The sequence below is a fragment of the Burkholderia sp. ABCPW 11 genome (assembly GCF_001523445.1).
GTDB lineage: Bacteria > Pseudomonadota > Gammaproteobacteria > Burkholderiales > Burkholderiaceae > Burkholderia.
Genome location: NZ_LOVM01000002.1, coordinates 235,359 through 257,954, shown reverse-complemented (window position 1 = coordinate 257,954; position 22,596 = coordinate 235,359). Strand labels below are relative to the sequence as shown.

Here is a 22,596-nt window from a genome sequence, read left to right as displayed (position 1 = left end):
AGGGTTCGCTGCGCGCGGGCCGCGTACGCAACGTGAAGTGCGATCGATTCTAGAAAGCCGGTTTTTTTGTCACAATGATCGAATTTCGAACCTTTCTTTGCCGAAAAGGCAAAGCAGCGCGACCGGATGCGGCGCGGAGACAGAACGATGGCGGCTTTCCTGCATGGTCTGGCGTTGCGATATTTCGTCGAGGTGGCGCGTACCGGCTCGATCAGCGACGCGTCCGCGCGGCTGCACGTGGCCGTGTCGGCGATCAGCCGCCAGATCGCGAAACTGGAGAGCGAGCTCGGCGCGCCGCTGTTCGAGCGGCGACCGCGCGGGATGGCGCTGTCGGAGGCCGGCGAGCGGCTGCTGGCGTTCGCGCAGCGCAGCCTGCTGGAGGCCGAACACGTGATGAAGGACATCGGCGGGCTCGACGCGCTGCACGGCAGCCTGCTGAAGATCGCGTGCTCGGAGGGGTTCGCGATCGATTTCCTGCCCGGCGTGCTCGCGAGCTTCAAGGCGCGCCACCCGGGCGTCGATTTCACCGTGTGGGTCGTGTCGCCGGCGGACGCGACCCGGCGCGTGCGCGACGGCGATGCGGACATCGCATTGACCTTCAGCCTCGCGCCGGAGAAGGGCGTGCGCGTCGACCACACCGAACGCGCGCCGGTCTTTGCGCTGGTCCGGCACGATCATCCGCTCGCGGCGCGCGACGCGGTGTCGCTCGCCGACGTTGCGCGGCACGCGCACGTGCTGCCCGAGGCCGGCACGACGGTGCGTCAGTTGATCGACATCGCGTGCGCGCTCGACGGGCTGCTGCTCGAGCCCGAACTGACGAGCAACAACACCGCCGCGATGTACGGCTACGCGCGGCGCACGGGCGCGGTGATGTTCACCGGGCTGTTGTCGGTGCGCGATCGCTCCGATGCGGACGGCTTCGTCGTCGTGCCAGTGACGAACCCGCAATTGCGCGAACGCAGCATCCAGGTGCAGACGATGGCGGGGCGCGATCTGCCCGCGTCGGTGCGCGCGTTCCGCGACCACCTGATCGACGCGATGCAGGCCGCCTCGCCGCCGCCGACCGCCGCGCGACGCCCGGGACGCCGGCCCGTGAGATAATCGTCAATCCGCCTTCCGTGCCCATGCGGCTCCCCGAGCCGTATCGCCCCTGTTCGACGCCAAATTGAAGAACCTGATTGTCACCCTCGATCGCGCCGGCGAGTTCGACGAGATCATCGACGTGCGCACGCCGCTCGAGTTCGCCGAGGATCATATTCCCGGCGCGCTGAACGCGCCCGTGCTCAGCAACGAAGAGCGTGTGCTCGTCGGCACGATGTACCGCCAGGTATCGCCGTACGAGGCGACGCGCGTGGGCGCGGCGATCGTCGCACGCAACATCGCGCGCCATCTCGATACGACGTTCGCCGACCGGCCGCGCAACTGGCGGCCGCTGATCTATTGCTGGCGCGGCGGCAAGCGCTCGGGCTCGATGACGACCTGGTTCAACCTGATCGGCTGGAAGGCACGCCAGCTCGACGGCGGCTACAAGGCGTACCGCCAATCGGTGTGCTCGACGCTCGACTCGCTGCCGACGCGCTTTCGCTACATCGCGCTCGTCGGCCATACGGGCTGCGGCAAGACGCGCCTGCTGAACGCGCTGCGCGACGTGGGCGCGCAGACGCTCGATCTCGAAGCGCTCGCATGCCATCGCGGCTCGCTGCTCGGCGCGCTGCCGGGCAGACCACAGCCGGCGCAAAAGGGGTTCGATTCGGGGCTCGTCGAGACGCTCGGGCGTTTCGACCCCGAATGGCCGGTGTTCGTCGAGTCGGAAAGCCGCAGGATCGGCCTCGTGCAGTTACCGATCGCGCTGATCGACGCGTTTCACGCGGGGCCGTGGGTGCAGGTCGAGGCGGCCCACGACGAGCGGATCGCGTTCCTGCTCGACGATTACGCGCATCTGTTCGACGAACCCGATGCGTTCAAGGCGCAGCTTCATCGGCTGATCGGCCTGCACAGCCGCGAAGAAGTGACGCGCTGGAAGGGGCTGATCGATGCCGGCGCGCGGGCCGATTTGTTCGCCGAACTGATCGACAAGCATTACGATCCCGCCTATGCGCGCACTTACCGCGCGACGTACAACAAGCCGAACCGGGCGCTGACGTTCACGTTCCGGCCCAACGCAGCCGACGTGCGCGATCAGGCGCGCAGGCTGCTGGCCGAACTCGCGCGAGCCGGACTGCCCGCATCGGCCGCGCTTGCCGCCGGCGCGACATCCGAAACCGACAAAGACCAATCGACGACCACCGCACGATGACGACCACACGCACCCAACCCACTCCGGCGCTCGGCTGGATGACCTTCCTGCTGATCGCGGTCGCGGGCCTGTTCTATGTGAAATGGTTCCCGTACTACAACAAGGCGTTCGTTGCCGCCGAGCACCATTCGATCGGCCAGTCGATCCTGATGGGCACGTCCGCGGCCGCGCCCGAACCGTCGCTGAAGGCGGCGCTCGACTATGCGTGGGCGTACGGCAAGGCGATCTGGCAGGCGATGGTGCTCGGCCTGCTGCTCGGCTCGGCCGTGCAGGCGCTGTTGCCCGCGCACTGGGTGGCGCGCGTGCTCGGCCGCACGGGATTCGGCAGCGTCGCCGCGGGCGGGCTGCTGTCGCTGCCCGGGATGATGTGCACGTGCTGCGCGGCGCCGGTCGTGGCGGGCTTGCGTGCGCGCCACGCGTCGCCGGGCGGCGCGGTCGCGTTCTGGCTCGGCAATACGGTGCTGAACCCGGCGGCGCTGGTGTTCATGGGCTTCGTGCTCGGCTGGCACTGGAGCGCGCTGCGCGTCGTGCTCGGCATCGCGATGGTGTTCGGGATCGGCTATCTGCTGAACCGCATCGCGCGTCCCGAAGACCGCAGCATCGACGATGCGCAGCTCGCGGCGCTGGCGGCCGAGCAGGCTGCAGCCGGCAATCCGTTCGTCCGCTGGATGAAACTGCTCGCGCGCATGGCCGTGCGGCTCGTGCCCGAATACATCGTGCTCGTGCTGCTGCTCGGCGCTGCGCGCGCATGGCTGTTTCCGCATATCGGCCCGGACATCGGCAATCATCTCGGCTGGATCGTCGCGTTCGCGGTTGCGGGCATGCTGTTCGTGATCCCGACGGCCGGCGAGGTGCCGATCATCCAGGCGATGCTGTCGCTCGGCATGGGCGTCGGCCCGGCCGCCGCGCTGCTGATGACGCTGCCGCCGATCAGCGTGCCGTCGCTGGCGATGCTCGCGCGTTCGTTCAAGCCCTACGTGCTGGCGATCGTCGCGGCGCTCGTCGTCGTGTTCGGGATCGCGAGCGGCTTGCTCGCGATCGCGTTCGGGTTCTGATGCATGCAAACGGCGCGCCCGTCGCGCGCCATCGTCGTATTCATCCGGCGCCGCCGCTTCACGTGTGCGGCGCCTTTTACAAGAAGCAAACAGGAAAACGCATGACCCAACCGAAGATCCATCCTCGACTCGAAAAGGCGCTGACGCGCGGCGATCTCGCGATCCGCCAGGCCAATTCCGCGCGGGCGACTGCCGTGCTGCAGGCACTCGGCACGATGATCATCGAGGCCTCCGCAACGATCGGTGTCGAGGCCAGCATCGACATTCCGCAAGGCGATCGGATTTACGATCCCGTCAACGGCCTGTGGCCGCAGAAGATGCTGGTGTCGTTCGACGGCCCGGTGGACGAAGCCGACAAGGAAGAGTTGCGCACGGTCTATCTGCTGGCCGACGATCCGGGCACGCAGTTTCGCGTCGAATGGCATCGCGCGGACGGCAAGCTCGGCCGGCAGGAAGGCGGCCCGCTTGCGACCGTCGCGTTCCTGACCGACGTCGAAATTCCGTGGAGCGACGACGACGAGTAATGTCGTCGCATGAAGCCGGCGGCCGGTGCGCCGGCCGTCAGCGCATCATCCGCCGCCGGAACAGCCATGCGGACAGCAGGAACCCACCGACCGCGTAGCCGGCGAGCACCGCGACGTGCAACGCGATGTCGGTCGCCGGCCGGCCGAGCATCGCAGGGCGGATCAGCTCGACCGCGTTCGCGAGCGGCAGCGCCTGCGCCGCGTGCTGCGCGAGCGGCGGCAACTGCGCGATCGGGAAGAACACGCCCGACAGCAGCAGCATCGGCGTCAGCACAAGCGTCTGATAGAACATGAAGAAATCGTACGACGGGGCGAGCGCCGTGACGATCATCGCGATGCTGGCAAACGCGAGGCCGGCCAGCGCGATCACGGGCAGCACCGCGAGCATCGACGGAAACTGCGCGTAGCCGAGCCCACCCGCGACGAGCATGATCGCGCCGCCCGACAACATCGCCTTGCTGGCCGCCCAGACGATCTCGCCGAGCACGATGTCGCCGAGTGCGAGCGGCGTATGCATGATCGCTTCCCACGTGCGTTGCACGTGCATCCGCGAGAAACCCGAATACATCGATTCGAAGCTCGCGGACATCATCACGCTCGAGCCGACCGTGCCGGCCGCGAGAAACGCGATGTACGACACGCCGTCGACGTGGCCGAGCATCAGGCCGAGCCCGAAACCCAGCCCGAACAGATAGATCATCGGATCGGCGAGATTGCCGAACATCGACGCGAGCGCGAGCTTGCGCCACACGAGATAGTTGCGCCGCCAGACGGCGATCCAGTTGCTGGCGTTCGCCGGCATCGCTATCGCGAAGCGCGATTCGCGCGGCGGGGCCGATGGCGTGGTGGCGGAATAGTGACGGACGTCCATGGTCGATCAATCCTGCATCTCGCGGCCCGTGAGCCGCAGGAACACATCCTCCAGATTGGCCGGGCGATGCAGATAGCGCAGCCCCGTACGGCCCTTGAGTCGTGCGCTGACCGGCTCGGGATCGGTCACATAGCAGAATAGCGTCTCGCCGCTGATCTCGGTGTGCTTCGCGAATGCCGACAACTCGTCGCGCAGCGCGGCCGGATCGGGCCCGTAGATCTCGATCACGTCGCAACCGATCTCCGATTCGATCAGCGCGTGCGGCGCGCCTTCGGCGATCTTGCGGCCTTCCTCGATCACGCACAGCCGATCGCACAGGCGCTCGGCTTCCTCCATGAAATGCGTGGTGATCAGGATCGTCTTGCCGCGTGCGAGCAGCGAGCGCAGCCGCTCCCACATCAGGTGCCGGGCCTGAGGGTCGAGGCCCGTCGTCGGCTCGTCGAGCACCAGCACATCGGGATCGTTGACGAGCGCGCGGGCGAGCGTAAGGCGGCGCTTCATGCCGCCCGACAGCTCGCCGACTTTCGCATCGGCCTTGTTCTCGAGCTTCGCGAATTCGAGCAGCGGCGGCACGAGTGCGCGTGCAGCCTGCGCCGACATCCCGAAATAGCGGCTGAACACGAGCAGGTTTTCCCGGACCGTGAAGTCGGGGTCGAGGTTGTCGAACTGCGGGGCGACGCCGACCCGCCGGCGTGCGTGTCGCGCACGCGATGGAACCGGTTCGCCGCACAGCGAAATGGCGCCAGCATCGGGATGCGCGAGGCCGAGCAGCATCTTCAGCGTCGTGGTCTTGCCGGCGCCATTCGGCCCGAGCAGGCCATAGCATTCGCCGGCCATCACGTTGAAGGACAGACCGTTGACGACGAGTTTGTCGCCATAGTGCTTTTCGACGTTGCGGAAATCGATCGGTGCGACGGGCATGGGCGGGCTGTCGTTGTAAGCGGGCGCGTTCCGCTACCGGTGCGTGGCGGGCTGGCGAACGGATCGCGCGAATGCGTGTCACACGGGCATGGTCGAAGCACACGATGCCGGCGCGACGCGGCCCGCTCGAGATGGAACGGGCCATTCTAGTGCATCGGCTGCATCGCTTCAGCGCATGCCTGCACGGTGCGATGCAGGTGCGCACCGATCGTGCACCGCATCATCGCGCACGCGCCGCGCGGGGCGAATCAGCGTTTTCCATCCCTTGCGTCCTGAATTGCGGCGCACCATGATGAATGCGTAGGCTCGTTGTTGCGATAGGGAGGCTCCATGGCTAGCTACAACAAGATTTTGCTGTGTTACGACGGCACGCTCGAGGGGCGCAAGGCGCTGCGTTGCGGCGCCAATCTCGCGATGGACCTGAAGGCCGAAACGCATTTGCTGTCGGTCGTCGACATGCGTTCGAGCATTGCGCAAAGTGCAGGCTTGCTGACCGATGTCGCATGCGGCCGCTTCGAGGAAACCGCGCGCGAAATTCTGCAGGAAGGCGTGAACTGGCTGCGCGAGCGCGGCGTCCAGGCCGAGGGCCATTTCGCGTTCGGTTATCCGATCGACGAAATCGCGAATCTCGCGTCGGAGCTGAAGGTCGATCTCGTCGTCGTCGGGCACCGGTGCCGCAGCGGATTGTCGAGATGGTGGATGGGGTCGGGCAACACGCAACTGCTCGATCGCGTGAACTGCAGCATTCTGGTGGCGTGTTCGTCGGCGGAAGAGCAGAAGGCCGAAATCGCACGCGAGCGTGAAGCGACCATCGCGAGCGGCAAATGATCTAAAGGCCGGATGGCCGTCTGACCGGCGATGCATGTCGGTCAGACGTCGCACTGCACCGGCAGTGCGCGTGTCGAGCGCGGCCTGCTATGCATGCAGGTCGATGCCGGACAATTTCCACGAGAACAGCCCGAAGCGGTGGAAGATCGCCGCATAACGCGTGCCGTCGGCGCTGCGCTGATACGTCACGACGAATTCATCGATATTTCGGTAGCCCGCGCTGGTTTGCTGCTGATGCGGCGCTGGCGTTGCTTCGCTCGGGCTGGCCGGTGCAGCGGGTGCGGGCGCCGGTGCCGGCGACGATGCCGCCGAAGCGGCCGCGTTGCCGCCCGGTGCGCCGGCACTTGCCGGCGCCGGATTGGCGGCCGGTGCGGCAGGCGTGTTGCCGGGTGCATTGCCTGCTGGCGGTGGGTTCGACCATTCAGGCGGGCGCTCGCCCGGATTGCCGCGTGGCGGCAATCCGTTCATCAGTGCGGCCACGCCCTCCGGGGTCGCGTACGCATCGACCAGCGGGCCGATTAGCGCAGAGCCGATCAGCGCGCCAATCACCGCGAACGGATTATTTTTCTTCACGGCGTCGATCCGACGCATCAACTCTTCCGTGACCTGCTGCTTCAGGCTGATGCGCAGCGACGGAAAGTCGACATATTCGCTGATCGCCTGCGCATCACGCGCATCGATCGCCGATTTCAGGCGGCCGAGCGCGACATACGGCGACGCGTACGCATAGCCGAGCGTCGCAATGACGGCGACGACCAGCACGACGATCAGCAGGGGCTTGAGGCGCCGTGCGCGGCGCGACGATTCAGTCACGTTGCCTCCGGTGCGGGAACGTTCCGCAATCAGAGACCGCCCGGCGTGGCCGATCGTTCCTCTGCAATGCAGCGATCGATCATGCGGCACACGGCATCGATCGTACCCACCATGATCAGGCGCGAGCGACCGTGATAGACGCGCACCGGCGCTCGGCGTGCGGGTTCCGCGTGATTCAGACCGGCATTCAGCGATACCCGCGCGAACGCGGGGAGCGCTGACGGCAGCAGGGACGCCTGCCGTTCGACTGCGACTTCTTCTTGCACTGGCGCCGCCGCGGACAGCGGTGCGCATGGCGTGCGGCCGCGCAGATGACGCAGGCGACCGAATTGACGGAAAGGCAGCAGGCGGGCAAGGCGTTCCATGATGTTCTCCTGGCGAGATGGAATGTCAGAGTTCGCCCGAGCGGATCAGCCCGACGGCGATGCCTTCCAGCGCGAAATCCGCGCTGCCGGCCTTGACGAAGATGTTTTCGTAATCCGGGTTCTCCGCGATCAGCTCGAGGCCGCCGGGCCGGCGCATCAGGCGCTTGACCGTGACGTCGTCGCCAAGACGCGCGACGATGATCTGGCCGTCCTTCGCTTCCGTGCGCTTCTGCACGGCGAGGAGGTCGCCATCGAGAATGCCGGCGTCGCGCATCGACAGGCCGCGCACCTTCAGCAGGTAGTCGGGCTTGCTGGTGAACAGCGCGGGATCGCATGCGTAATGCTGCGAGATGTGCTCCTGCGCAAGGATCGGGCTACCGGCAGCGACGCGGCCGACGAGCGGCAGCGACAGTTGCATCAGGCCGGCGTGCGGCAGCGTGAACTGGTGCGGGGTGTCGTCGATGCCGAGCAGCCGGATGCCGCGCGATGCGCCGGCGGCCAGCTCGATCACGCCCTTGCGTGCCAGCGCGCGCAGATGCTCCTCGGCCGCATTCGGCGAGCTGAAGCCCAGTTCGGCCGCGATCTCGGCGCGGGTGGGCGGGAATCCGGAGCGCTCGATCGCGCGACGGATCAAGTCGAACACTTGCTGCTGACGGGCGGTGAGTTTGGTCATGGCTCAACTGTATGGATAGACAGTGAGCTGTATTTTTATACAGTACTTGGTGAATTTCAAGTGTTACTTGAGGTTCGACGCGATCGCGCCGGTTCCGGCGTGATTTCGCGACGCCCGGACGCCGGTTTGTCCGCCGCAACCGTCCGTCCCGTATGCGTTAGCACTTTTGAGTATTAAAAAATGAGGAACGATTATTTTTAATCATGTAACCCGTTCGCTAGACTGGCCCGACATCGCAATACCGACAACACTGGAGAACCAAGGATGGCGAAGCGCAATACGGGGCTGGTGGGCGGGGTGGGCCGCCTGATCGCAACACTCGCGCTGGGCGCGGCGGCGGCGCTGGGCGTCGCGACGCATGCGCAGGCCGATACGACTTTCCTGAACGTGTCGTACGACCCGACGCGCGAGCTGTATCAGGATTTCAACCAGGCGTTCGGCAAGGAGTGGAAGGCGAAGACGGGCGAAACCGTCAACTTCAAGCAGTCGCACGGCGGATCGGGCGCGCAGGCGCGCTCGGTGCTCGACGGCCTGCAGGCCGACGTCGTCACGCTGGCGCTGGCGTACGACATCGACGCGCTCGCGAACAAGGGGCTGGTGAACAAGGATTGGCAGAAGCGTCTGCCCGACAACGCGTCGCCGTATACGTCCACGATCGTGTTCCTCGTGCGCAAGGGCAATCCGAAGGGGATCAAGGACTGGGACGACCTGACCAAGCCGGGCATCTCGATCGTCACGCCGAATCCGAAGACCTCGGGCGGCGCGCGCTGGAACTACCTGGCCGCGTGGGCATACGCGCTGCACAAGCCGGGCGGCAACGAGCAGACGGCGAAGGAATTCGTCACGAAGCTCTACAAGAACGCCGGCGTGCTCGATTCGGGCGCGCGGGGCGCGACGACGAGCTTCGTGCAGCGCGGGATCGGCGACGTGCTGATCGCGTGGGAAAACGAGGCGTTCCTGTCGGTCAAGGAATTCGGTACCGACAAATTCGAGATCGTCGTGCCGTCGGTGAGCATCCTGGCCGAGCCGCCCGTCGCGGTGGTCGACAAGGTGGTCGACAAGAAGGGCACGCGCAAGCTGGCCGAGGCCTACCTGAATTTCCTGTATAGCCCGCAGGGCCAGGAAATCGCGGCGCGCAACTATTACCGGCCGCGTTCGAAGAACGTGCCGGCGGAGCTGACCAGGCAGTTCCCGAAGCTGAAGCTGTACACGGTCGACGACACGTTCGGCGGCTGGACGAATGCGCAGAAGACGCATTTCGCGGACGGCGGCGTGTTCGATTCGATCTACAAGCCGCAGTAACGCCATAACGACAAGCGGCGCGCCACGACAGCGCGCCGCATCCCCGACGGGCCGCCGGCGCGATTCACTGCGCCGGCGTTTGCGTCGGGCCCATGAGCAGCATCGACCCAGCAAGAGCATCCGATGACGACGTACACCTTTCGCAAGCCGAGCGCGCTGCCCGGTTTCGGCGTGACACTCGGCATCACGGTGGCCTATTTGAGCCTCGTGGTGCTGATTCCGCTCGCCGCCACGTTCCTGAAGACCGCGACGCTGTCGTGGGAGCAGTTCGTCACCGCCGTCACGTCGCCGCGCGTGCTCGCGTCGTACCGGCTGACGTTCTCGGCCGCGTTCGGCGGTGCGCTGATCAATGCCGTGTTCGGCTTCCTCGTCGCGTGGGTGCTGGTGCGCTACACGTTCCCCTTCAAGCGCCTCGTCGATGCGATCGTCGACCTGCCGTTCGCGCTGCCGACGTCGGTAGCCGGCATCTCGCTCGCGGCCGTCTACGCGACCAACGGCTGGGTCGGCCAGTATCTGGCGCCGCTCGGCATCAAGATCGCGTTCACGCCGGCCGGCGTGCTGGTCGCGCTGACCTTCATCGGGCTGCCGTTCGTCGTGCGCACCGTGCAGCCGGTGCTCGAGGATTTCGAGCGCGAGCAGGAAGAAGCCGCCGCATGCCTCGGCGCGTCGCGCTGGCTGACGTTCCGGCGCGTCGTGCTGCCGGCCGTGCTGCCGGCGCTGCTCACCGGTTTCGCGCTCGCGTTCGCGCGCGCGCTCGGCGAATACGGATCGGTGATCTTCATCGCCGGCAACGTGCCGATGAAATCCGAGATCACGTCGCTGCTGATCATCACGAAGCTCGAGCAGTACGACTACGCGGGCGCGACTGCGCTGGCGGTCGTGATGCTGGTCGTGTCGTTCCTGATGCTGCTGCTGATCAACACGCTGCAGTGGTATCTGCAGCGCAGGACGAGCAAGGGCGCGAGCGGTCCGGCGCCCGTCGCCGTCAGCGCCGTCGCCGCAGGAGGCCAGCAATGAGCCAGAAGGCCACCGTCGTGCTGAAAACCCCGTCGCCCACCGCGCGCGCCGCGAAGCGGCTCGACCCCGTCAGCGAATCGCGCGTCGTGCGCTGGCTGCTCACGGGCATCGCGCTGGCGTTCCTCGCGTTCTTCCTCGTCGTCCCGCTCGCCGCGGTGTTCGTCGAGGCGCTGCGCAAGGGCGTCGGCTTCTATCTCGAATCGCTGGCCGATCCCGATGCGTGGTCGGCGATCAAGCTGACGCTGACCGTCGCCGCGATCGCGGTGCCGCTGAACCTCGTGTTCGGCGTGTGCGCATCGTGGGCGATCGCGAAGTTCGAATTCCGCGGCAAGGCGCTGCTGACGACGCTGATCGACCTGCCGTTCTCGGTGTCGCCGGTGATCTCGGGCCTCGTGTACGTGCTGCTGTTCGGCGCGCAGGGCTGGCTCGGGCCGTGGCTGCAGGATCACGACGTCCAGATCATCTTCGCGGTGCCGGGCATCGTGCTCGCGACGATCTTCGTCACGTTCCCGTTCGTCGCGCGCGAGCTGATTCCGCTGATGCAGGCGCAAGGCACCGACGAGGAAGAGGCCGCGCGCGTGCTCGGCGCGTCGGGTTGGCAGATCTTCCGCCGCGTGACGCTGCCGAACGTGAGATGGGGCCTGCTGTACGGCGTGATCCTGTGCAATGCGCGTGCGATGGGCGAGTTCGGCGCGGTGTCGGTCGTGTCCGGCCACATCCGCGGCGTGACCGACACGATGCCGCTGCACGTGGAGATCCTGTACAACGAATACAACTTCGCGGCAGCGTTCGCGGTGGCGTCGGTGCTGGCGCTGCTCGCGCTCGTCACGCTCGCGCTCAAGCTGATCGCCGAGCGTCATCTCGCGGCCGAACTGGCCGACGCGCACGACGCCGTTCCCGCACATGCCGGCCCTGTCGGCGCCGTTTCGTCGAAATCGTAAAGAGGCAACCAGAATGGGTATCACCGTCCGTAACCTTCAGAAGCGCTTCGGCGATTTCACGGCGCTCGACAACGTGTCGCTCGACTTTCCGCCCGGCGAACTGGTCGCGCTGCTCGGGCCGTCCGGCTGCGGCAAGACCACGCTGCTGCGCGTGATCGCGGGCCTCGAGCACGCGGACGCCGGCCAGGTCGTGCTGCAGGGGCTCGACGTGGCGTCGGTCGGCGCACGCGACCGCCAGGTCGGCTTCGTGTTCCAGCACTACGCGCTGTTCCGCCACATGACGGTGTTCGAGAACGTCGCGTTCGGGCTGCGCGTGAAACCGCGCCGCGAGCGGCCGTCGGAAGCCGCGATTCGCGACAAGGTGCATGAGCTGCTCAAGCTCGTGCAGCTCGACTGGCTCGCGCAGCGTTACCCGTCCGAGCTGTCGGGCGGCCAGCGCCAGCGCATCGCGCTCGCCCGCGCGCTCGCGGTCGAGCCGAAGGTGCTGCTGCTCGACGAGCCGTTCGGCGCGCTCGACGCGAAGGTCCGCAAGGAACTGCGCGGCTGGCTGCGTCGCCTGCACGACGACCTGCACATCTCGACGATCTTCGTCACGCACGACCAGGAAGAGGCGCTCGAAGTGGCCGATCGCATCGTCGTGCTGAACCGCGGCCACGTCGAGCAGGTCGGCAGCCCGCAGGACGTCTACGATCATCCGCAAAGCGCGTTCGTGTACGAGTTCCTCGGCGCGGCGAACCGGCTGCCGGGCACGGTTGCCGGGCGTGGCTTCGTCGCCGAGGGTGCGGCTGCGCCGATCGAGGTCGACGCCGACTTCGCGGGCCCCGCGAACGCTTACGTGCGGCCGCACGATCTGCAGCTGTGGCCGGCGGGCGAAGGCCACCGCGACGGCATCGCGGTGGACGTGCGGCGCGTGATTCCGCTCGGCGGTTCGGTGCGCGTGGAGCTCGAGGCGCGCGCGGGCGGCGCGCTCGAGGCGGAACTCGACCGCGACGCATGGCGGGCGCTTTCGCTGCAGGTCGGCGACGGCGCGACGGCCGTGCCGCGCGCCGTGCGGGTGTTTCCCGCACGTTGACGAGACAACGCAGGGCAGAGGGCGGGATTCGCTCCGATTCGACAATCAAACAACGACAGCCTAAGAGGCATACCCATGAATTTTCAGCAATTGCGGTTCGTGCGCGAAGCGGTGCGCCAGAACATGAACCTGACGGAAGTCGCGAACGTGCTGTACACGTCGCAGTCGGGCGTGTCGAAACAGATCAAGGATCTGGAAGATGAGCTGGGCGTCGACATCTTCATTCGGCGCGGCAAGCGGCTGACGGGGCTCACGGAGCCGGGCAAGGCGGTGCACCAGCTGATCGAGCGGATGCTGCTGGACGCCGAGAACCTGCGCCGCGTCGCGCGCCAGTTCGCCGATCAGGACAGCGGCCACCTCGTCGTCGCGACGACGCACACGCAGGCGCGCTACGCGCTGCCGAAGGTGATTCGGCAATTCACCGACGTGTTCCCGAAGGTGCATCTCGCGCTGCGCCAGGGCAGCCCGCAGCAGATCGCGCAGATGATCCTGAACGGCGAGGCCGATCTCGGCATCTCGACCGAGGCGCTCGACCGCTATCCGGACATCGTCACGTTCCCGTGCTATTCGTGGCACCACACGGTCGTCGTGCCGAAGGGCCATCCGCTCGTCGGCCGCGAGAACCTGACGCTCGAGGAGATTGCCGAGTACCCGATCATCACGTACGACCAGGACTTCACGGGCCGCTCGCACATCGACCAGGCGTTCGCGCAGGCGGGCGCCGTGCCCGACGTCGTGCTGACCGCGATCGACGCGGACGTGATCAAGACCTACGTCGAGCTCGGAATGGGGATCGGCGTCGTCGCGGCGATGGCCTACGATCCGCAGCGCGACACGGGGCTCGTCGCGCTCGACACGCAGCACCTGTTCGAGGCGAGCACGACGCGGGTGGGCCTGCGCAAGGGCGCATTCCTGCGCGCGTATGCGTACCGGCTGATCGAAATGTTCGCGCCGCATCTGAACGAAGCGGAAATCGCGGGGCTGTTGCGCGAAGCCGTTTGATGGCGCATGTCGCACGCCGTCCGGGCAGATGCCGCGGACGGTGCGCGACACGCGCCGCGCATAGCCTGCCGTACACCGCACCGGACGGCGGCGGGGATTGCCGCCGGCACGTCCGAATCATCGGCCGAGGCATCCGATCAGGTGCGTCGCGTCAGGACGACCGGCACGCGTTCCCGTGCCCACGGAAAAACAAGAACGATCTGCAACGCCGAATCTCGGTGCGGAACGCACGATCGGCAACCATCCTCATTCACGAAGCAGCGCGATACGAATCGCCGGTTCAGTCACAGTCGACCACATATCGGGCGGTGGATGCCGGCGATCCGCGTGCCGATCGCGTCGTTCGCGCCGAACCGCTTCATCATCGGCCCGCCGCCGGCGACGCGCGTCGGCGAGCCGCCTTCGGCATCGCGACTGTCGCATTTGCGCGTCGTGAAGCGCGCTCGCGCGCTCCGAATAAACCCTTAAATATTGATCAGACAGGTTGCGCGCCGAAGCGAATCGGTACAGCATAGCCTTCACTCCGCCGGCGTCCCGCCGGCGGTGGCGCGTCGACGACAGCGCGCGCCAGGCAGTCGGCCGTCTGCCTTGCTTCCATTCCGTGGTACCGACAGCAGCATCGATGGCCATTGCCCGGGTAGTGTGGCGCAAACGTTTGCTCACATTAAAACAACAACCGAATAACAATCCGGCCCTTCGGGCCAGTCGCCAGGAGATGTGTATGAATGTCCGCTTTCGCCGTCGCTTCCTGACCGCCGCGCTCGCCGCCGTCGCGGTGGCCGCCGCACCGGCTGTCCACGCGCAATCCGCAGCCAAGCCGAAGGTCGCACTCGTGATGAAGTCGCTTGCCAACGAGTTTTTCCTGACCATGGAAACGGGCGCGAAGGAATACCAGAAACACAACGCGAACCAGTTCGACCTTGTCACCAACGGCATCAAGGACGAGACCGACACCGCGAACCAGATCCGCATCGTCGAGCAGATGATCGTCTCGAAGGTCGATGCGATCGTGCTCGCGCCGGCCGATTCGAAGGCGCTCGTACCGGTCGTGAAGAAGGCCGTCGACGCAGGCATCGTCGTCGTGAACATCGACAACCGGCTCGATCCTGACGTGCTGAAGTCGAAGAACCTGAACGTGCCGTTCGTCGGCCCGGACAACCGCAAGGGCGCGCGCAAGGTCGGCGATTACCTCGCGAAGCGGCTGAAGGCGGGCGACCAGGTCGGCATCGTCGAAGGCGTGTCGACGACCACCAACGCCCAGCAGCGCACGGCCGGCTTCCAGGACGCGATGAAGGCGGGCGGGATGAAGGTCGTGTCGGTGCAGTCGGGCGAATGGGAGATCGACAAGGGCAATGCGGTGGCCGCCGCGATGCTCAACGAATATCCGAACCTGAAGGCGCTGCTGTGCGGCAACGACAACATGGCGATCGGCGCCGTGTCGGCCGTGCGCGCGGCCGGCAAGCAGGGCAAGGTGCTCGTGGTCGGCTACGACAACATCAACGCGATCAAGCCGATGCTGAAGGACGGCCGCGTGCTCGCGACCGCCGACCAGTACGCGGCGAAGCAGGCCGTATTCGGCATCGACACGGCGCTCAAGGCGATCGCCGAGCATCGCAAGCAGGCCGACATGTCCGGCGTGGTCGAGACGCCGGTGGATCTCGTGACGAAGTAACGCCGCACCGGTCCGGCCGCCGCCCTCAAGAATCCGGCGCGGCGGCCGTTATCCGGTGTGAGCGCGATCACGGCCACTGCATGCACATGCACTTGTGAGCGTCATATCCGCGCGCCTCGTGCGCGCGGCCGCAACCAGGATCGCGATGGAACCGACCTTCCAACCCTCCCGTTCAGCCCACCCCGTGCTGTCCGTATCCGGCATCGGCAAGACCTATGCCGAACCCGTGCTCGCCGACGTCACGCTGACGCTCGACGCGGGCCAGGCGCTCGCGCTGACGGGCGAGAACGGTGCCGGCAAGAGCACGCTGTCGAAGATCATCGGCGGGCTCGTCGACCCGACCGCCGGCACGATGCAGCTCGGCGGCCACGCCTATGCGCCGGCGAGCCGCACGCAGGCCGAGGCGCTCGGCGTGCGCATGGTGATGCAGGAGCTGAACCTGCTGCCGACGCTGAGCGTCGCCGAAAACCTGTTCCTGAACCGCCTGCCGCGGCGCTTCGGGATCATCGATCGCGCGCGGCTGCGCGACGACGCGCGCGCGGCGATGGCGCAGGTCGGGCTCGACGCGGTCGATCCGGATACGCCGGTCGGCGCGCTCGGCATCGGCCACCAGCAGATGGTCGAGATCGCGCGCAACCTGATCGGCGACTGCCGCGTGCTGATTCTCGACGAGCCGACCGCGATGCTGACCGCGCGCGAAGTCGAGCTGCTGTTCGAGCAGATCGACCGGCTGAAGGCGCGCGGCGTCGCGATCGTCTACATCTCGCACCGGCTCGAGGAACTCGCGCGCGTCGCCGAGCGCGTCGCGGTGCTGCGCGACGGCCGGCTCGTGCATGCGGGCGACATGGCGGCGACCACGTCCGACGGGCTCGTCACGCTGATGGTCGGGCGCGAGATCGGCGAACATATCGATCTCGGCGAACGTCGTTTCGGCGCGCCGCGGCTCGCGGTGTCGGGCCTCACGCGCGGGACGGCCGTGCGCGACGTGTCGCTCGAGGTACGCGCGGGCGAGATCTTCGGCATCTCGGGGTTGATCGGCGCGGGTCGCACCGAGCTGTTGCGGCTGATCTACGGTGCCGACACGCCGGATGCCGGGACGATCGCGGTGGGCCAGCCGCTGAAGCCGGTGCGGATCGCGTCGCCGGTCGATGCGGTGCAGCAGGGCATCGCGCTGATCACCGAGGATCGCAAGGGCGAAGGGCTGCTGCTGTCGCAGTCGATTACAGCGAACGTGTCGCTCGGCCAGCTCGACCGGCTCGCGCGCGGCGGCATCGTCGATTCGGCGCGCGAGACCGCGCTCGCCGAGCAGCAGATCGACGCGCTGCGAATCCGCACGCACGGGGCGACGCAGCCGGTCGGCGAGTTGTCGGGCGGCAACCAGCAGAAGGTCGTGATCGGCCGCTGGCTCGCGCGCGACATGGGCGTGCTGCTGTTCGACGAGCCGACGCGCGGGATCGACGTCGGCGCCAAATTCGAGATCTACACTTTGATGGGCGCGCTCGCGCGCGAAGGCCGCGCGCTCGTGGTCGTATCGAGCGACCTGCGCGAGCTGATGCTGATCTGCGACCGGATCGGCGTGATGTCGGCCGGCCGCATGACGGCCGTGTTCGAGCGCGGCAACTGGACCCAGGATGCGCTGCTGGCCGCGGCGTTCGCCGGCTTTGGCCGCGAGACGCCGGCGGCCGCCATGCAGCATCCGGATGCGGGGCAGGCGCGCGGCGCCGCTCCGGGCACTTCGACGACAGGACCACAGCAATGACCCAGTCTCCCGTATCCCCGACCGACGCAGGCGCGCAGCAGGACGTGACGGGGCGCCGCGCGCGCACGCTGTCCGGCACGCGGCTCGGCCTGTCGAACTATCTCGGGCTCGCCGGCGCGCTGGCCGCGATGATCGCGCTGTTTTCGGTGCTGAGCGCGCACTTCCTGACCTACGACACGTTCAGCACGATCGCGAACCAGATTCCCGATCTCGTCGTGATGTCGGTCGGGATGACCTTCGTGCTGATCATCGCCGGGATCGACCTGTCGGTCGGCTCGGTGCTCGCGCTCGCCGCGTCGATGGTCAGCGTCGCCGCGCTGAAATGGCAGTGGGGGCCGCTGCCGGCCGCGCTGATCGGGATCGCGGTCGCAACCGCGACGGGCACGCTGACCGGCGCCGTCACGGTCGGCTGGCGGATTCCGTCGTTCATCGTGTCGCTCGGCGTGCTGGAGGCCGCTCGCGGCCTCGCGTACCAGCTGACGAATTCGCGCACCGCGTATATCGGCGACGCGTTCGATTTCCTGTCGAACCCGATCGCGCTGGGCATCTCGCCGGCGTTCCTGATCGCGGTCGCGGTGATGATCGCGGCCCAGTTCGTGCTCACGCGCACGGTGTTCGGGCGCTATCTGATCGGGATCGGCACGAACGAGGAAGCGGTGCGACTTGCAGGGGTTAACCCGCGGCCGTATAAAATTCTCGTATTCGCACTGATGGGCGCGCTCGCGGGGCTCGCGTCGCTGTTCCAGATTTCGCGGCTCGAGGCGGCCGATCCGAACGCGGGCGCGGGCCTCGAACTGCAGGTCATCGCCGCCGTCGTGATCGGCGGCACGAGCCTGATGGGCGGGCGCGGCTCGGTGATCAGCACGTTCTTCGGCGTGTTGATCATCTCCGTGCTGGCCGCGGGGCTGGCGCAGATCGGTGCGAACGAGCCGACGAAACGGATCATCACGGGTGCGGTGATCGTGGTGGCGGTCGTGCTCGATACGTATCGCAGCCGGCGTACGCGCGTGCGGTAAGAAGACACACAGAACAGACCAGAGAGAAACGGGAAATGGCGACGATCAAGGATGTGGCGGCCATGGCGGGCGTGTCGTTTACGACCGTCTCGCACGTGGTGAACAATTCGCGGCCGGTGTCCGCGGATGTGCGTGCGAAGGTCGAGGGCGCGATCCGCGAGCTGAATTACGTGCCGTCGGCCGTGGCGCGCTCGCTGAAGGCGCGGGCGACGGCGACCATCGGCCTCGTCGTGCCGAACAGCACGAATCCATACTTCGCGGAGCTTGCGCGCGGCATCGAGGATCAGTGCGCAGCCAACGGCTATTGCGTGTTCTTCTGCAATTCGGACGACGATCCCGTGAAGCAGCGCAATTACCTGCGCGTGCTGCAGGAAAAGCGCATCGACGGTCTGATCGTCGCGTCGGCGGGCGAGGACGCGGTGCTCGCGCAGACGCTCGCCGATATCCACGCGCCGCTCGTCGTCGTCGATCGCAACATCGAGGGGCTCGCGGCCGATCTCGTACAGATCGACCACGAGCGCGGCGCGTATCTGGCCACGCGCCATCTGCTCGAACTCGGGCACGCTAAGATCGGCTGCATCACCGGGCCGACCGACACCGCCGTCAGCGCGATGCGCGTGCACGGCTTCATCCGTGCGATGGCCGAGCGCGGAGTCGACATCGTGCCGGGCGCGATCGCCGAAAGCGATTTCTCGTGCCTGGGCGGCTATCACGCGGCGTCGCGGCTGTTCGAATCGGTGCGGCCGAGCGCGATCTTCGCGGGCAACGACCTGATGGGAGTCGGCGCGCTGCGCGCGGCGGCCGAGCGCGGGATGCGCGTGCCCGACGACTGCTCGATCATCGGGTTCGACGACATCGAATTTTCCCGCTACACGTATCCGGCGCTGTCGACGGTCGGCCAGTCGGTGCGCGCGCTCGGCGAAATGGCCGCGCAGACGCTGATCGAACGGATCGGCGGCGGTTCGAGCGCCGTGCCGAGCCGCCGCCGCGTCGTGTCGCCGCGCCTCGTGCTGCGCGAATCGACGGCGGTCTATCGCGAGCCGGCCGCGCCGGGCGCTCGCGCATGACGGCGACCGCCACGGGCGCCGGCCGCGTGACGGTGGTCGGCAGCCTCAACATGGATCTCGTCGTGCGGGCGCCGCGGTTGCCTCTGCCGGGCGAAACGCTGGCCGGGCACGCGTTCGCGCAGGCAGCGGGCGGCAAGGGCGGCAACCAGGCCGTCGCCGCCGCCCGGCTTGGCGCGCACGTCGCGATGATCGGCTGCGTCGGCGCGGATGCGCACGGCGCGGCACTGCGAGCGGGCCTCGAGGTCGAGGGAATCGACTGCACGGGGCTCGCGACGAGCGCGTCGGCGTCGACCGGCGTCGCACTGATCGTCGTCGACGATGCGAGCCAGAACGCGATCGTGATCGTCGCCGGCGGCAACGGCGAGGTCACGACCGACACGATTGCCCGGCACGAGGCCGCGCTCGCGGCGGCCGACGTGCTGATCTGCCAGCTCGAGACGCCGCCGGACGCGGTGTTCGCTGCCTTGTCGGCCGGGCGCCGGCTCGGCCGCACGGTGGTGCTCAATCCGGCCCCGGCCGTCGCGCCGCTGCCGAACGGCTGGCTGCCGCTCGTCGATTACCTGATCCCGAACGAGGTCGAGGCGGCCGCGCTCACCGGGCTGCCGGTACGCGACCCGGCGGAGGCCGAAGCCGCCGCGCGCTCGCTGCAGGCCGGCGGCGCGCGCAACGTGCTGGTCACGCTCGGTGCGCGCGGCGTGCTCGCGTTGACGGCCGACGGCGCCGCGCGACACTATCCGGCGCCGGCGGTGCAGGCGGTGGACACGACGGCGGCCGGCGACACCTTCATCGGCGGCTTTTCCGCACGGCTCGCGGCCGGCGCGGACGTCGACACGGCCATCCGCTTCGCGCAACGCGCGGCGGCGCTGTCGGTCACGCGCGCAGGCGCACAGCCGTCGATTCCGAGCCGCATCGAACTGGCCGACTAGGGCCGGATCACCGCTTTCCGGTTCCGCTAGCGGCCCGTCCGTCGCACGAGACGGACGGCCGCGTACCGGTGCGCCTTTCTCCTGTTCGCCATTCCGACCCGAATTGCGTCAATTATTCAGTCATTTGTAATAAACAGACGAATAATTCGAAATAATGACGCCAAAACCATCAAGTTATGCGCCACACGGTCGTAAATGCACCGAGTGAAGCAATGCTTCGAGCCAACGGGCGAGGCCCGTTCATGACGACGCAATACAGGATGGATGATGGTGTTCAGGAACCTGACGATTCGTGCGCGCATCGGTTTGACGATGGCGTTTCTGGCGGTACTGCTGGGTATCACCGGCGTGCTCGGTCTGTACGGAATGACGCGTTCGAACGATTCGACGCGCGAGATTTTCACGAACCAGATGCCGAGCGCGGTCGACGTGTCGGTCGCGGAAATGTTCGCCGCGCGCGAGCGCCTCGCACTCGACCGGGCGGCGCTGCTGGTCGGCACGCCCGATTCCACGGCTGCCATCGAGCGCAGCCGCGCGATGCGCACGCAATCCGACGCATGGTGGCAGAAGTACCTCGCGCTGCCGCGCGGCGCCGATGAGGATCGCCTCGCCCAGGACGTCGTCGCCCGGCGCAAGGTGCTGCAGGATACCTGCGACGCGTTCGCGAGCGCGATCGGCACGGGCGATCACGACCGGATCGGCGACGGCGCGAAGCAGCTTCAGGCGCGCTATAACGAACTGGCCGTGGCCGGCGAAGCACTGCGCAACTTTCAGTTCACCAATGCGCAGGCGCGCTTCGATCGGGCGGAATCGGTGTTCGAGACGATGCGCGTGCTGTCGATCGTCGTGCTGCTGGCCGGCATCGGGGCCGCGGCGCTGTCGTGGCTGACGCTGAGCCGCGCGATCGGCCGCCCGATTGCCGATGCGCTGTCGCATTTCGACGCGATCGCCGCGGGCGACCTGCGCCGGCCGATCGTCGTCGATCGGCGCGACGAGATGGGGCAGTTGCTGGAAGGCCTCGCGAGGATGCAGCGCGGGCTCGTCGACACGGTGCGCACCGTGCGCGGCGGCAGCGAATCGATCGCGACCGCGGCCCGCCAGATCGCGGCCGGTAACATCGACCTGTCGTCGCGTACCGAGGAACAGGCCGCTGCGCTGCAGGAAACCGCGTCGAGCATGGAGCAACTGACCGGCACCGTGAAGCAGAATGCGGACAATGCGCGCCAGGCAAGCGCGCTGGCCGCGAATGCGTCCGACATTGCAAACAAGGGTAATACGGTGGTGGGCCAGGTGGTCGGCACGATGGGCGAAATCAACGACAGCTCGGCGAAAATCGCGGACATCATCGCGATCATCGAGGGAATCGCGTTCCAGACCAACATACTTGCGCTGAATGCGGCCGTCGAAGCCGCGCGGGCAGGCGAGGAAGGCCGCGGCTTCGCGGTCGTCGCCGGCGAAGTGCGCAGCCTCGCGCAGCGTTCGTCGAGCGCGGCGAAGGAAATCAAGACGCTGATCGACGCGTCGGTGGAGCGTATCCGGACCGGCTCGACGCTGGTCGACGAAGCCGGGCGCACGATGAACGACGTGATCGGTGCGGTCCAGCGCGTGACGGACATCATGGGCGAGATCGCGGCGGCGTCCGAGGAACAGAGCGGCGGGATCGACCAGGTGGCGCGCGCGGTCGCGCAGATGGACGAGGTCACGCAGCAGAATGCGGCGCTCGTCGAGGAAGCCGCGGCCGCCGCGCAGTCGCTCGACGAACAGGCGATGCGCCTGCGCGAAACGGCGGCGGTATTCCAGCTCGACGACGAAACGGCGCGCGCGGACACCGTCGTTGCGGTGGCGCGGCATGCGCCGCGCGCATCGTCCGCGCCGGCGGCGGCGCCGGTACAGGCCGCTGCGCGTGTCGAACGCGATGCCGCGCCGAAACGCGTGACCGCCGCGATGCCGGCGCGCAAGCCTGCCGCCGTATCGGCTGCGCCGGCGCCCGCGCCGGCCGTCGCGAGCGCCGGCGGGGACGACTGGGAGACGTTCTGATCCGCGTGCGCCGCGTATCTATCCCCATTTGGTGACGAACGACGCCCGCGATCCGCGGGCGTCGTCGTTTCTGCGACAGGCCGAATGTGACAGCGCGGACGATCGATCGGGCACAGGCACGTGCGTCGCGCATCGTGCGTGACGCACCGACGGATTCGCGCGGAGGCGCTGCGTGCGCGTCGTGTTCCCGCGTTCGTCGTACGGGTATGTCCGTACGGGACTGCGAAAAAAATTTGTAACGGTGCGGGCGGCGTGTCATCGCGCGCGGCCGCTCGAACGTATAGGGATGAAGGGGAGAGGTGGCGACGTCGGAGGTGTCCAACGCACGAGCCGTTTCGATGTTCGACGAGACGCGGCGGATGCAGTTTCTGCGGCTCGGGAGGTCGATTGTAAAACGACGAAATGCGTTGTCCAAGCGGTGTTGTCGAGAATGACGAAC

21 protein-coding genes are annotated in these 22,596 nt (G+C 67.4%); 16 read left to right on the top strand and 5 right to left on the bottom strand.

The annotated features are described in order from the left end of the window. Positions 1-147 precede the first annotated feature (147 nt). The 4 genes from WS61_RS01850 to WS61_RS01835 all read left to right on the top strand — a co-directional run bounded on the left by WS61_RS01850 (position 148) and on the right by WS61_RS01835 (position 3,875). Positions 148-1,101: a LysR substrate-binding domain-containing protein gene (locus tag WS61_RS01850; RefSeq protein ID WP_059498987.1), complete on the top strand. Its 954-nt coding sequence runs from the start codon at positions 148-150 to the stop codon at positions 1,099-1,101. A 64-nt stretch (positions 1,102-1,165) separates the two neighbouring features. Next, entirely contained in the window at positions 1,166-2,296 is a 1,131-nt protein-coding gene (gene mnmH / locus WS61_RS01845) for a tRNA 2-selenouridine(34) synthase MnmH (protein WP_059498986.1), read from the top strand. Beyond that, positions 2,293-3,351, top strand: a complete 1,059-nt coding sequence (locus WS61_RS01840) for a permease (protein ID WP_059498985.1) — start codon at positions 2,293-2,295, stop codon at positions 3,349-3,351. Before mnmH ends, WS61_RS01840 begins: the two co-directional genes overlap by 4 nt. Before the next feature lie 101 nt (positions 3,352-3,452). Next, the gene (locus tag WS61_RS01835) at positions 3,453-3,875 is read left to right on the top strand and encodes a hypothetical protein (RefSeq protein WP_034207242.1); all 423 of its coding nucleotides are present in this window, start codon (positions 3,453-3,455) and stop codon (positions 3,873-3,875) included. 37 nt (positions 3,876-3,912) lie between these two features. Here WS61_RS01835 and WS61_RS01830 read toward each other — a convergent pair whose 3' ends face one another. After that, a complete protein-coding gene (locus tag WS61_RS01830; protein WP_059498984.1) occupies positions 3,913-4,746 on the bottom strand; it encodes an ABC transporter permease in 834 nt (277 codons plus the stop codon). 6 nt (positions 4,747-4,752) lie between these two features. Then, positions 4,753-5,667 (bottom strand): nodulation factor ABC transporter ATP-binding protein NodI, encoded by a 915-nt coding sequence (gene nodI / locus WS61_RS01825; RefSeq protein WP_059498983.1) that lies wholly within the window; start codon positions 5,665-5,667, stop codon positions 4,753-4,755. A gap of 330 nt (positions 5,668-5,997) precedes the next feature. On the opposite strand from nodI, the gene WS61_RS01820 reads away from it, so the two are divergent. Continuing rightward, positions 5,998-6,495 (top strand): universal stress protein, encoded by a 498-nt coding sequence (locus WS61_RS01820; RefSeq protein ID WP_059498982.1) that lies wholly within the window; start codon positions 5,998-6,000, stop codon positions 6,493-6,495. An 87-nt stretch (positions 6,496-6,582) separates the two neighbouring features. Here WS61_RS01820 and WS61_RS01815 read toward each other — a convergent pair whose 3' ends face one another. From WS61_RS01815 to lexA, 3 genes are read right to left on the bottom strand one after another with little or no spacing between them, the layout of a single operon-like run. Next, positions 6,583-7,308 carry a DUF2939 domain-containing protein gene (locus tag WS61_RS01815; RefSeq protein ID WP_059498981.1) on the bottom strand — a complete coding sequence of 242 codons (726 nt, stop codon included), beginning with the start codon at positions 7,306-7,308 and terminating at the stop codon, positions 6,583-6,585. Positions 7,309-7,337: 29 nt separating this feature from the next. Further along, positions 7,338-7,673 (bottom strand): hypothetical protein, encoded by a 336-nt coding sequence (locus tag WS61_RS01810; protein WP_006476078.1) that lies wholly within the window; start codon positions 7,671-7,673, stop codon positions 7,338-7,340. A 25-nt stretch (positions 7,674-7,698) separates the two neighbouring features. Further along, a complete protein-coding gene (gene lexA / locus WS61_RS01805) occupies positions 7,699-8,346 on the bottom strand; it encodes a transcriptional repressor LexA (protein ID WP_059498980.1) in 648 nt (215 codons plus the stop codon). 264 nt (positions 8,347-8,610) lie between these two features. Here lexA and WS61_RS01800 point away from each other — a divergent pair, with 264 nt between their 5' ends. From WS61_RS01800 to WS61_RS01750, 11 genes are all read left to right on the top strand, one after another. Further along, entirely contained in the window at positions 8,611-9,648 is a 1,038-nt protein-coding gene (locus WS61_RS01800; RefSeq protein WP_059498979.1) for a sulfate ABC transporter substrate-binding protein, read from the top strand. A gap of 123 nt (positions 9,649-9,771) precedes the next feature. Next, positions 9,772-10,665, top strand: a complete 894-nt coding sequence (cysT, locus tag WS61_RS01795) for a sulfate ABC transporter permease subunit CysT (RefSeq protein WP_059498978.1) — start codon at positions 9,772-9,774, stop codon at positions 10,663-10,665. After that, positions 10,662-11,606, top strand: a complete 945-nt coding sequence (gene cysW, locus WS61_RS01790; protein WP_059498977.1) for a sulfate ABC transporter permease subunit CysW — start codon at positions 10,662-10,664, stop codon at positions 11,604-11,606. Before cysT ends, cysW begins: the two co-directional genes overlap by 4 nt. A 13-nt stretch (positions 11,607-11,619) precedes the next feature. Beyond that, positions 11,620-12,678, top strand: a complete 1,059-nt coding sequence (locus WS61_RS01785; protein WP_047900604.1) for a sulfate/molybdate ABC transporter ATP-binding protein — start codon at positions 11,620-11,622, stop codon at positions 12,676-12,678. Between the two features lie 75 nt (positions 12,679-12,753). Further along, positions 12,754-13,680 (top strand): CysB family HTH-type transcriptional regulator, encoded by a 927-nt coding sequence (locus WS61_RS01780; protein WP_034207252.1) that lies wholly within the window; start codon positions 12,754-12,756, stop codon positions 13,678-13,680. A gap of 721 nt (positions 13,681-14,401) precedes the next feature. After that, positions 14,402-15,352, top strand: coding sequence for a sugar ABC transporter substrate-binding protein (locus tag WS61_RS01775; RefSeq protein WP_059498976.1), 951 nt, complete (start codon positions 14,402-14,404; stop codon positions 15,350-15,352). 145 nt (positions 15,353-15,497) lie between these two features. Next, positions 15,498-17,111, top strand: a complete 1,614-nt coding sequence (locus WS61_RS01770) for a sugar ABC transporter ATP-binding protein (protein WP_059498975.1) — start codon at positions 15,498-15,500, stop codon at positions 17,109-17,111. Then, positions 17,108-18,127 carry an ABC transporter permease gene (locus WS61_RS01765; RefSeq protein ID WP_059498974.1) on the top strand — a complete coding sequence of 340 codons (1,020 nt, stop codon included), beginning with the start codon at positions 17,108-17,110 and terminating at the stop codon, positions 18,125-18,127. Before WS61_RS01770 ends, WS61_RS01765 begins: the two co-directional genes overlap by 4 nt. A gap of 35 nt (positions 18,128-18,162) precedes the next feature. Further along, positions 18,163-19,194, top strand: coding sequence for a LacI family DNA-binding transcriptional regulator (locus WS61_RS01760; protein WP_034207256.1), 1,032 nt, complete (start codon positions 18,163-18,165; stop codon positions 19,192-19,194). Next, positions 19,191-20,120, top strand: coding sequence for a ribokinase (rbsK, locus tag WS61_RS01755; protein ID WP_059498973.1), 930 nt, complete (start codon positions 19,191-19,193; stop codon positions 20,118-20,120). The genes WS61_RS01760 and rbsK overlap by 4 nt, the downstream gene beginning before the upstream one ends. A 267-nt stretch (positions 20,121-20,387) precedes the next feature. Further along, entirely contained in the window at positions 20,388-22,157 is a 1,770-nt protein-coding gene (locus WS61_RS01750) for a methyl-accepting chemotaxis protein (RefSeq protein WP_059499095.1), read from the top strand. The last annotated feature ends 439 nt before the right edge of the window (positions 22,158-22,596 follow it).

Excerpts from the sequence above, each read along its gene's own strand:
- WS61_RS01850 (WP_059498987.1), top strand. The coding sequence starts at position 148 with ATGGCGGCTTTCCTGCATGGTCTGGCGTTGCGATATTTCGTCGAGGTG.
- WS61_RS01840 (WP_059498985.1), top strand. The coding sequence starts at position 2,293 with ATGACGACCACACGCACCCAACCCACTCCGGCGCTCGGCTGGATGACC.
- WS61_RS01835 (WP_034207242.1), top strand. The coding sequence starts at position 3,453 with ATGACCCAACCGAAGATCCATCCTCGACTCGAAAAGGCGCTGACGCGC.
- WS61_RS01830 (WP_059498984.1), bottom strand. The coding sequence starts at position 4,746 with ATGGACGTCCGTCACTATTCCGCCACCACGCCATCGGCCCCGCCGCGC.
- nodI (WP_059498983.1), bottom strand. The coding sequence starts at position 5,667 with ATGCCCGTCGCACCGATCGATTTCCGCAACGTCGAAAAGCACTATGGC.
- WS61_RS01820 (WP_059498982.1), top strand. The coding sequence starts at position 5,998 with ATGGCTAGCTACAACAAGATTTTGCTGTGTTACGACGGCACGCTCGAG.
- WS61_RS01810 (WP_006476078.1), bottom strand. The coding sequence starts at position 7,673 with ATGGAACGCCTTGCCCGCCTGCTGCCTTTCCGTCAATTCGGTCGCCTG.
- lexA (WP_059498980.1), bottom strand. The coding sequence starts at position 8,346 with ATGACCAAACTCACCGCCCGTCAGCAGCAAGTGTTCGACTTGATCCGT.
- WS61_RS01800 (WP_059498979.1), top strand. The coding sequence starts at position 8,611 with ATGGCGAAGCGCAATACGGGGCTGGTGGGCGGGGTGGGCCGCCTGATC.
- cysT (WP_059498978.1), top strand. The coding sequence starts at position 9,772 with ATGACGACGTACACCTTTCGCAAGCCGAGCGCGCTGCCCGGTTTCGGC.
- cysW (WP_059498977.1), top strand. The coding sequence starts at position 10,662 with ATGAGCCAGAAGGCCACCGTCGTGCTGAAAACCCCGTCGCCCACCGCG.
- WS61_RS01785 (WP_047900604.1), top strand. The coding sequence starts at position 11,620 with ATGGGTATCACCGTCCGTAACCTTCAGAAGCGCTTCGGCGATTTCACG.
- WS61_RS01780 (WP_034207252.1), top strand. The coding sequence starts at position 12,754 with ATGAATTTTCAGCAATTGCGGTTCGTGCGCGAAGCGGTGCGCCAGAAC.
- WS61_RS01775 (WP_059498976.1), top strand. The coding sequence starts at position 14,402 with ATGAATGTCCGCTTTCGCCGTCGCTTCCTGACCGCCGCGCTCGCCGCC.
- WS61_RS01770 (WP_059498975.1), top strand. The coding sequence starts at position 15,498 with ATGGAACCGACCTTCCAACCCTCCCGTTCAGCCCACCCCGTGCTGTCC.
- WS61_RS01765 (WP_059498974.1), top strand. The coding sequence starts at position 17,108 with ATGACCCAGTCTCCCGTATCCCCGACCGACGCAGGCGCGCAGCAGGAC.
- WS61_RS01760 (WP_034207256.1), top strand. The coding sequence starts at position 18,163 with ATGGCGACGATCAAGGATGTGGCGGCCATGGCGGGCGTGTCGTTTACG.
- rbsK (WP_059498973.1), top strand. The coding sequence starts at position 19,191 with ATGACGGCGACCGCCACGGGCGCCGGCCGCGTGACGGTGGTCGGCAGC.
- WS61_RS01750 (WP_059499095.1), top strand. The coding sequence starts at position 20,388 with ATGGTGTTCAGGAACCTGACGATTCGTGCGCGCATCGGTTTGACGATG.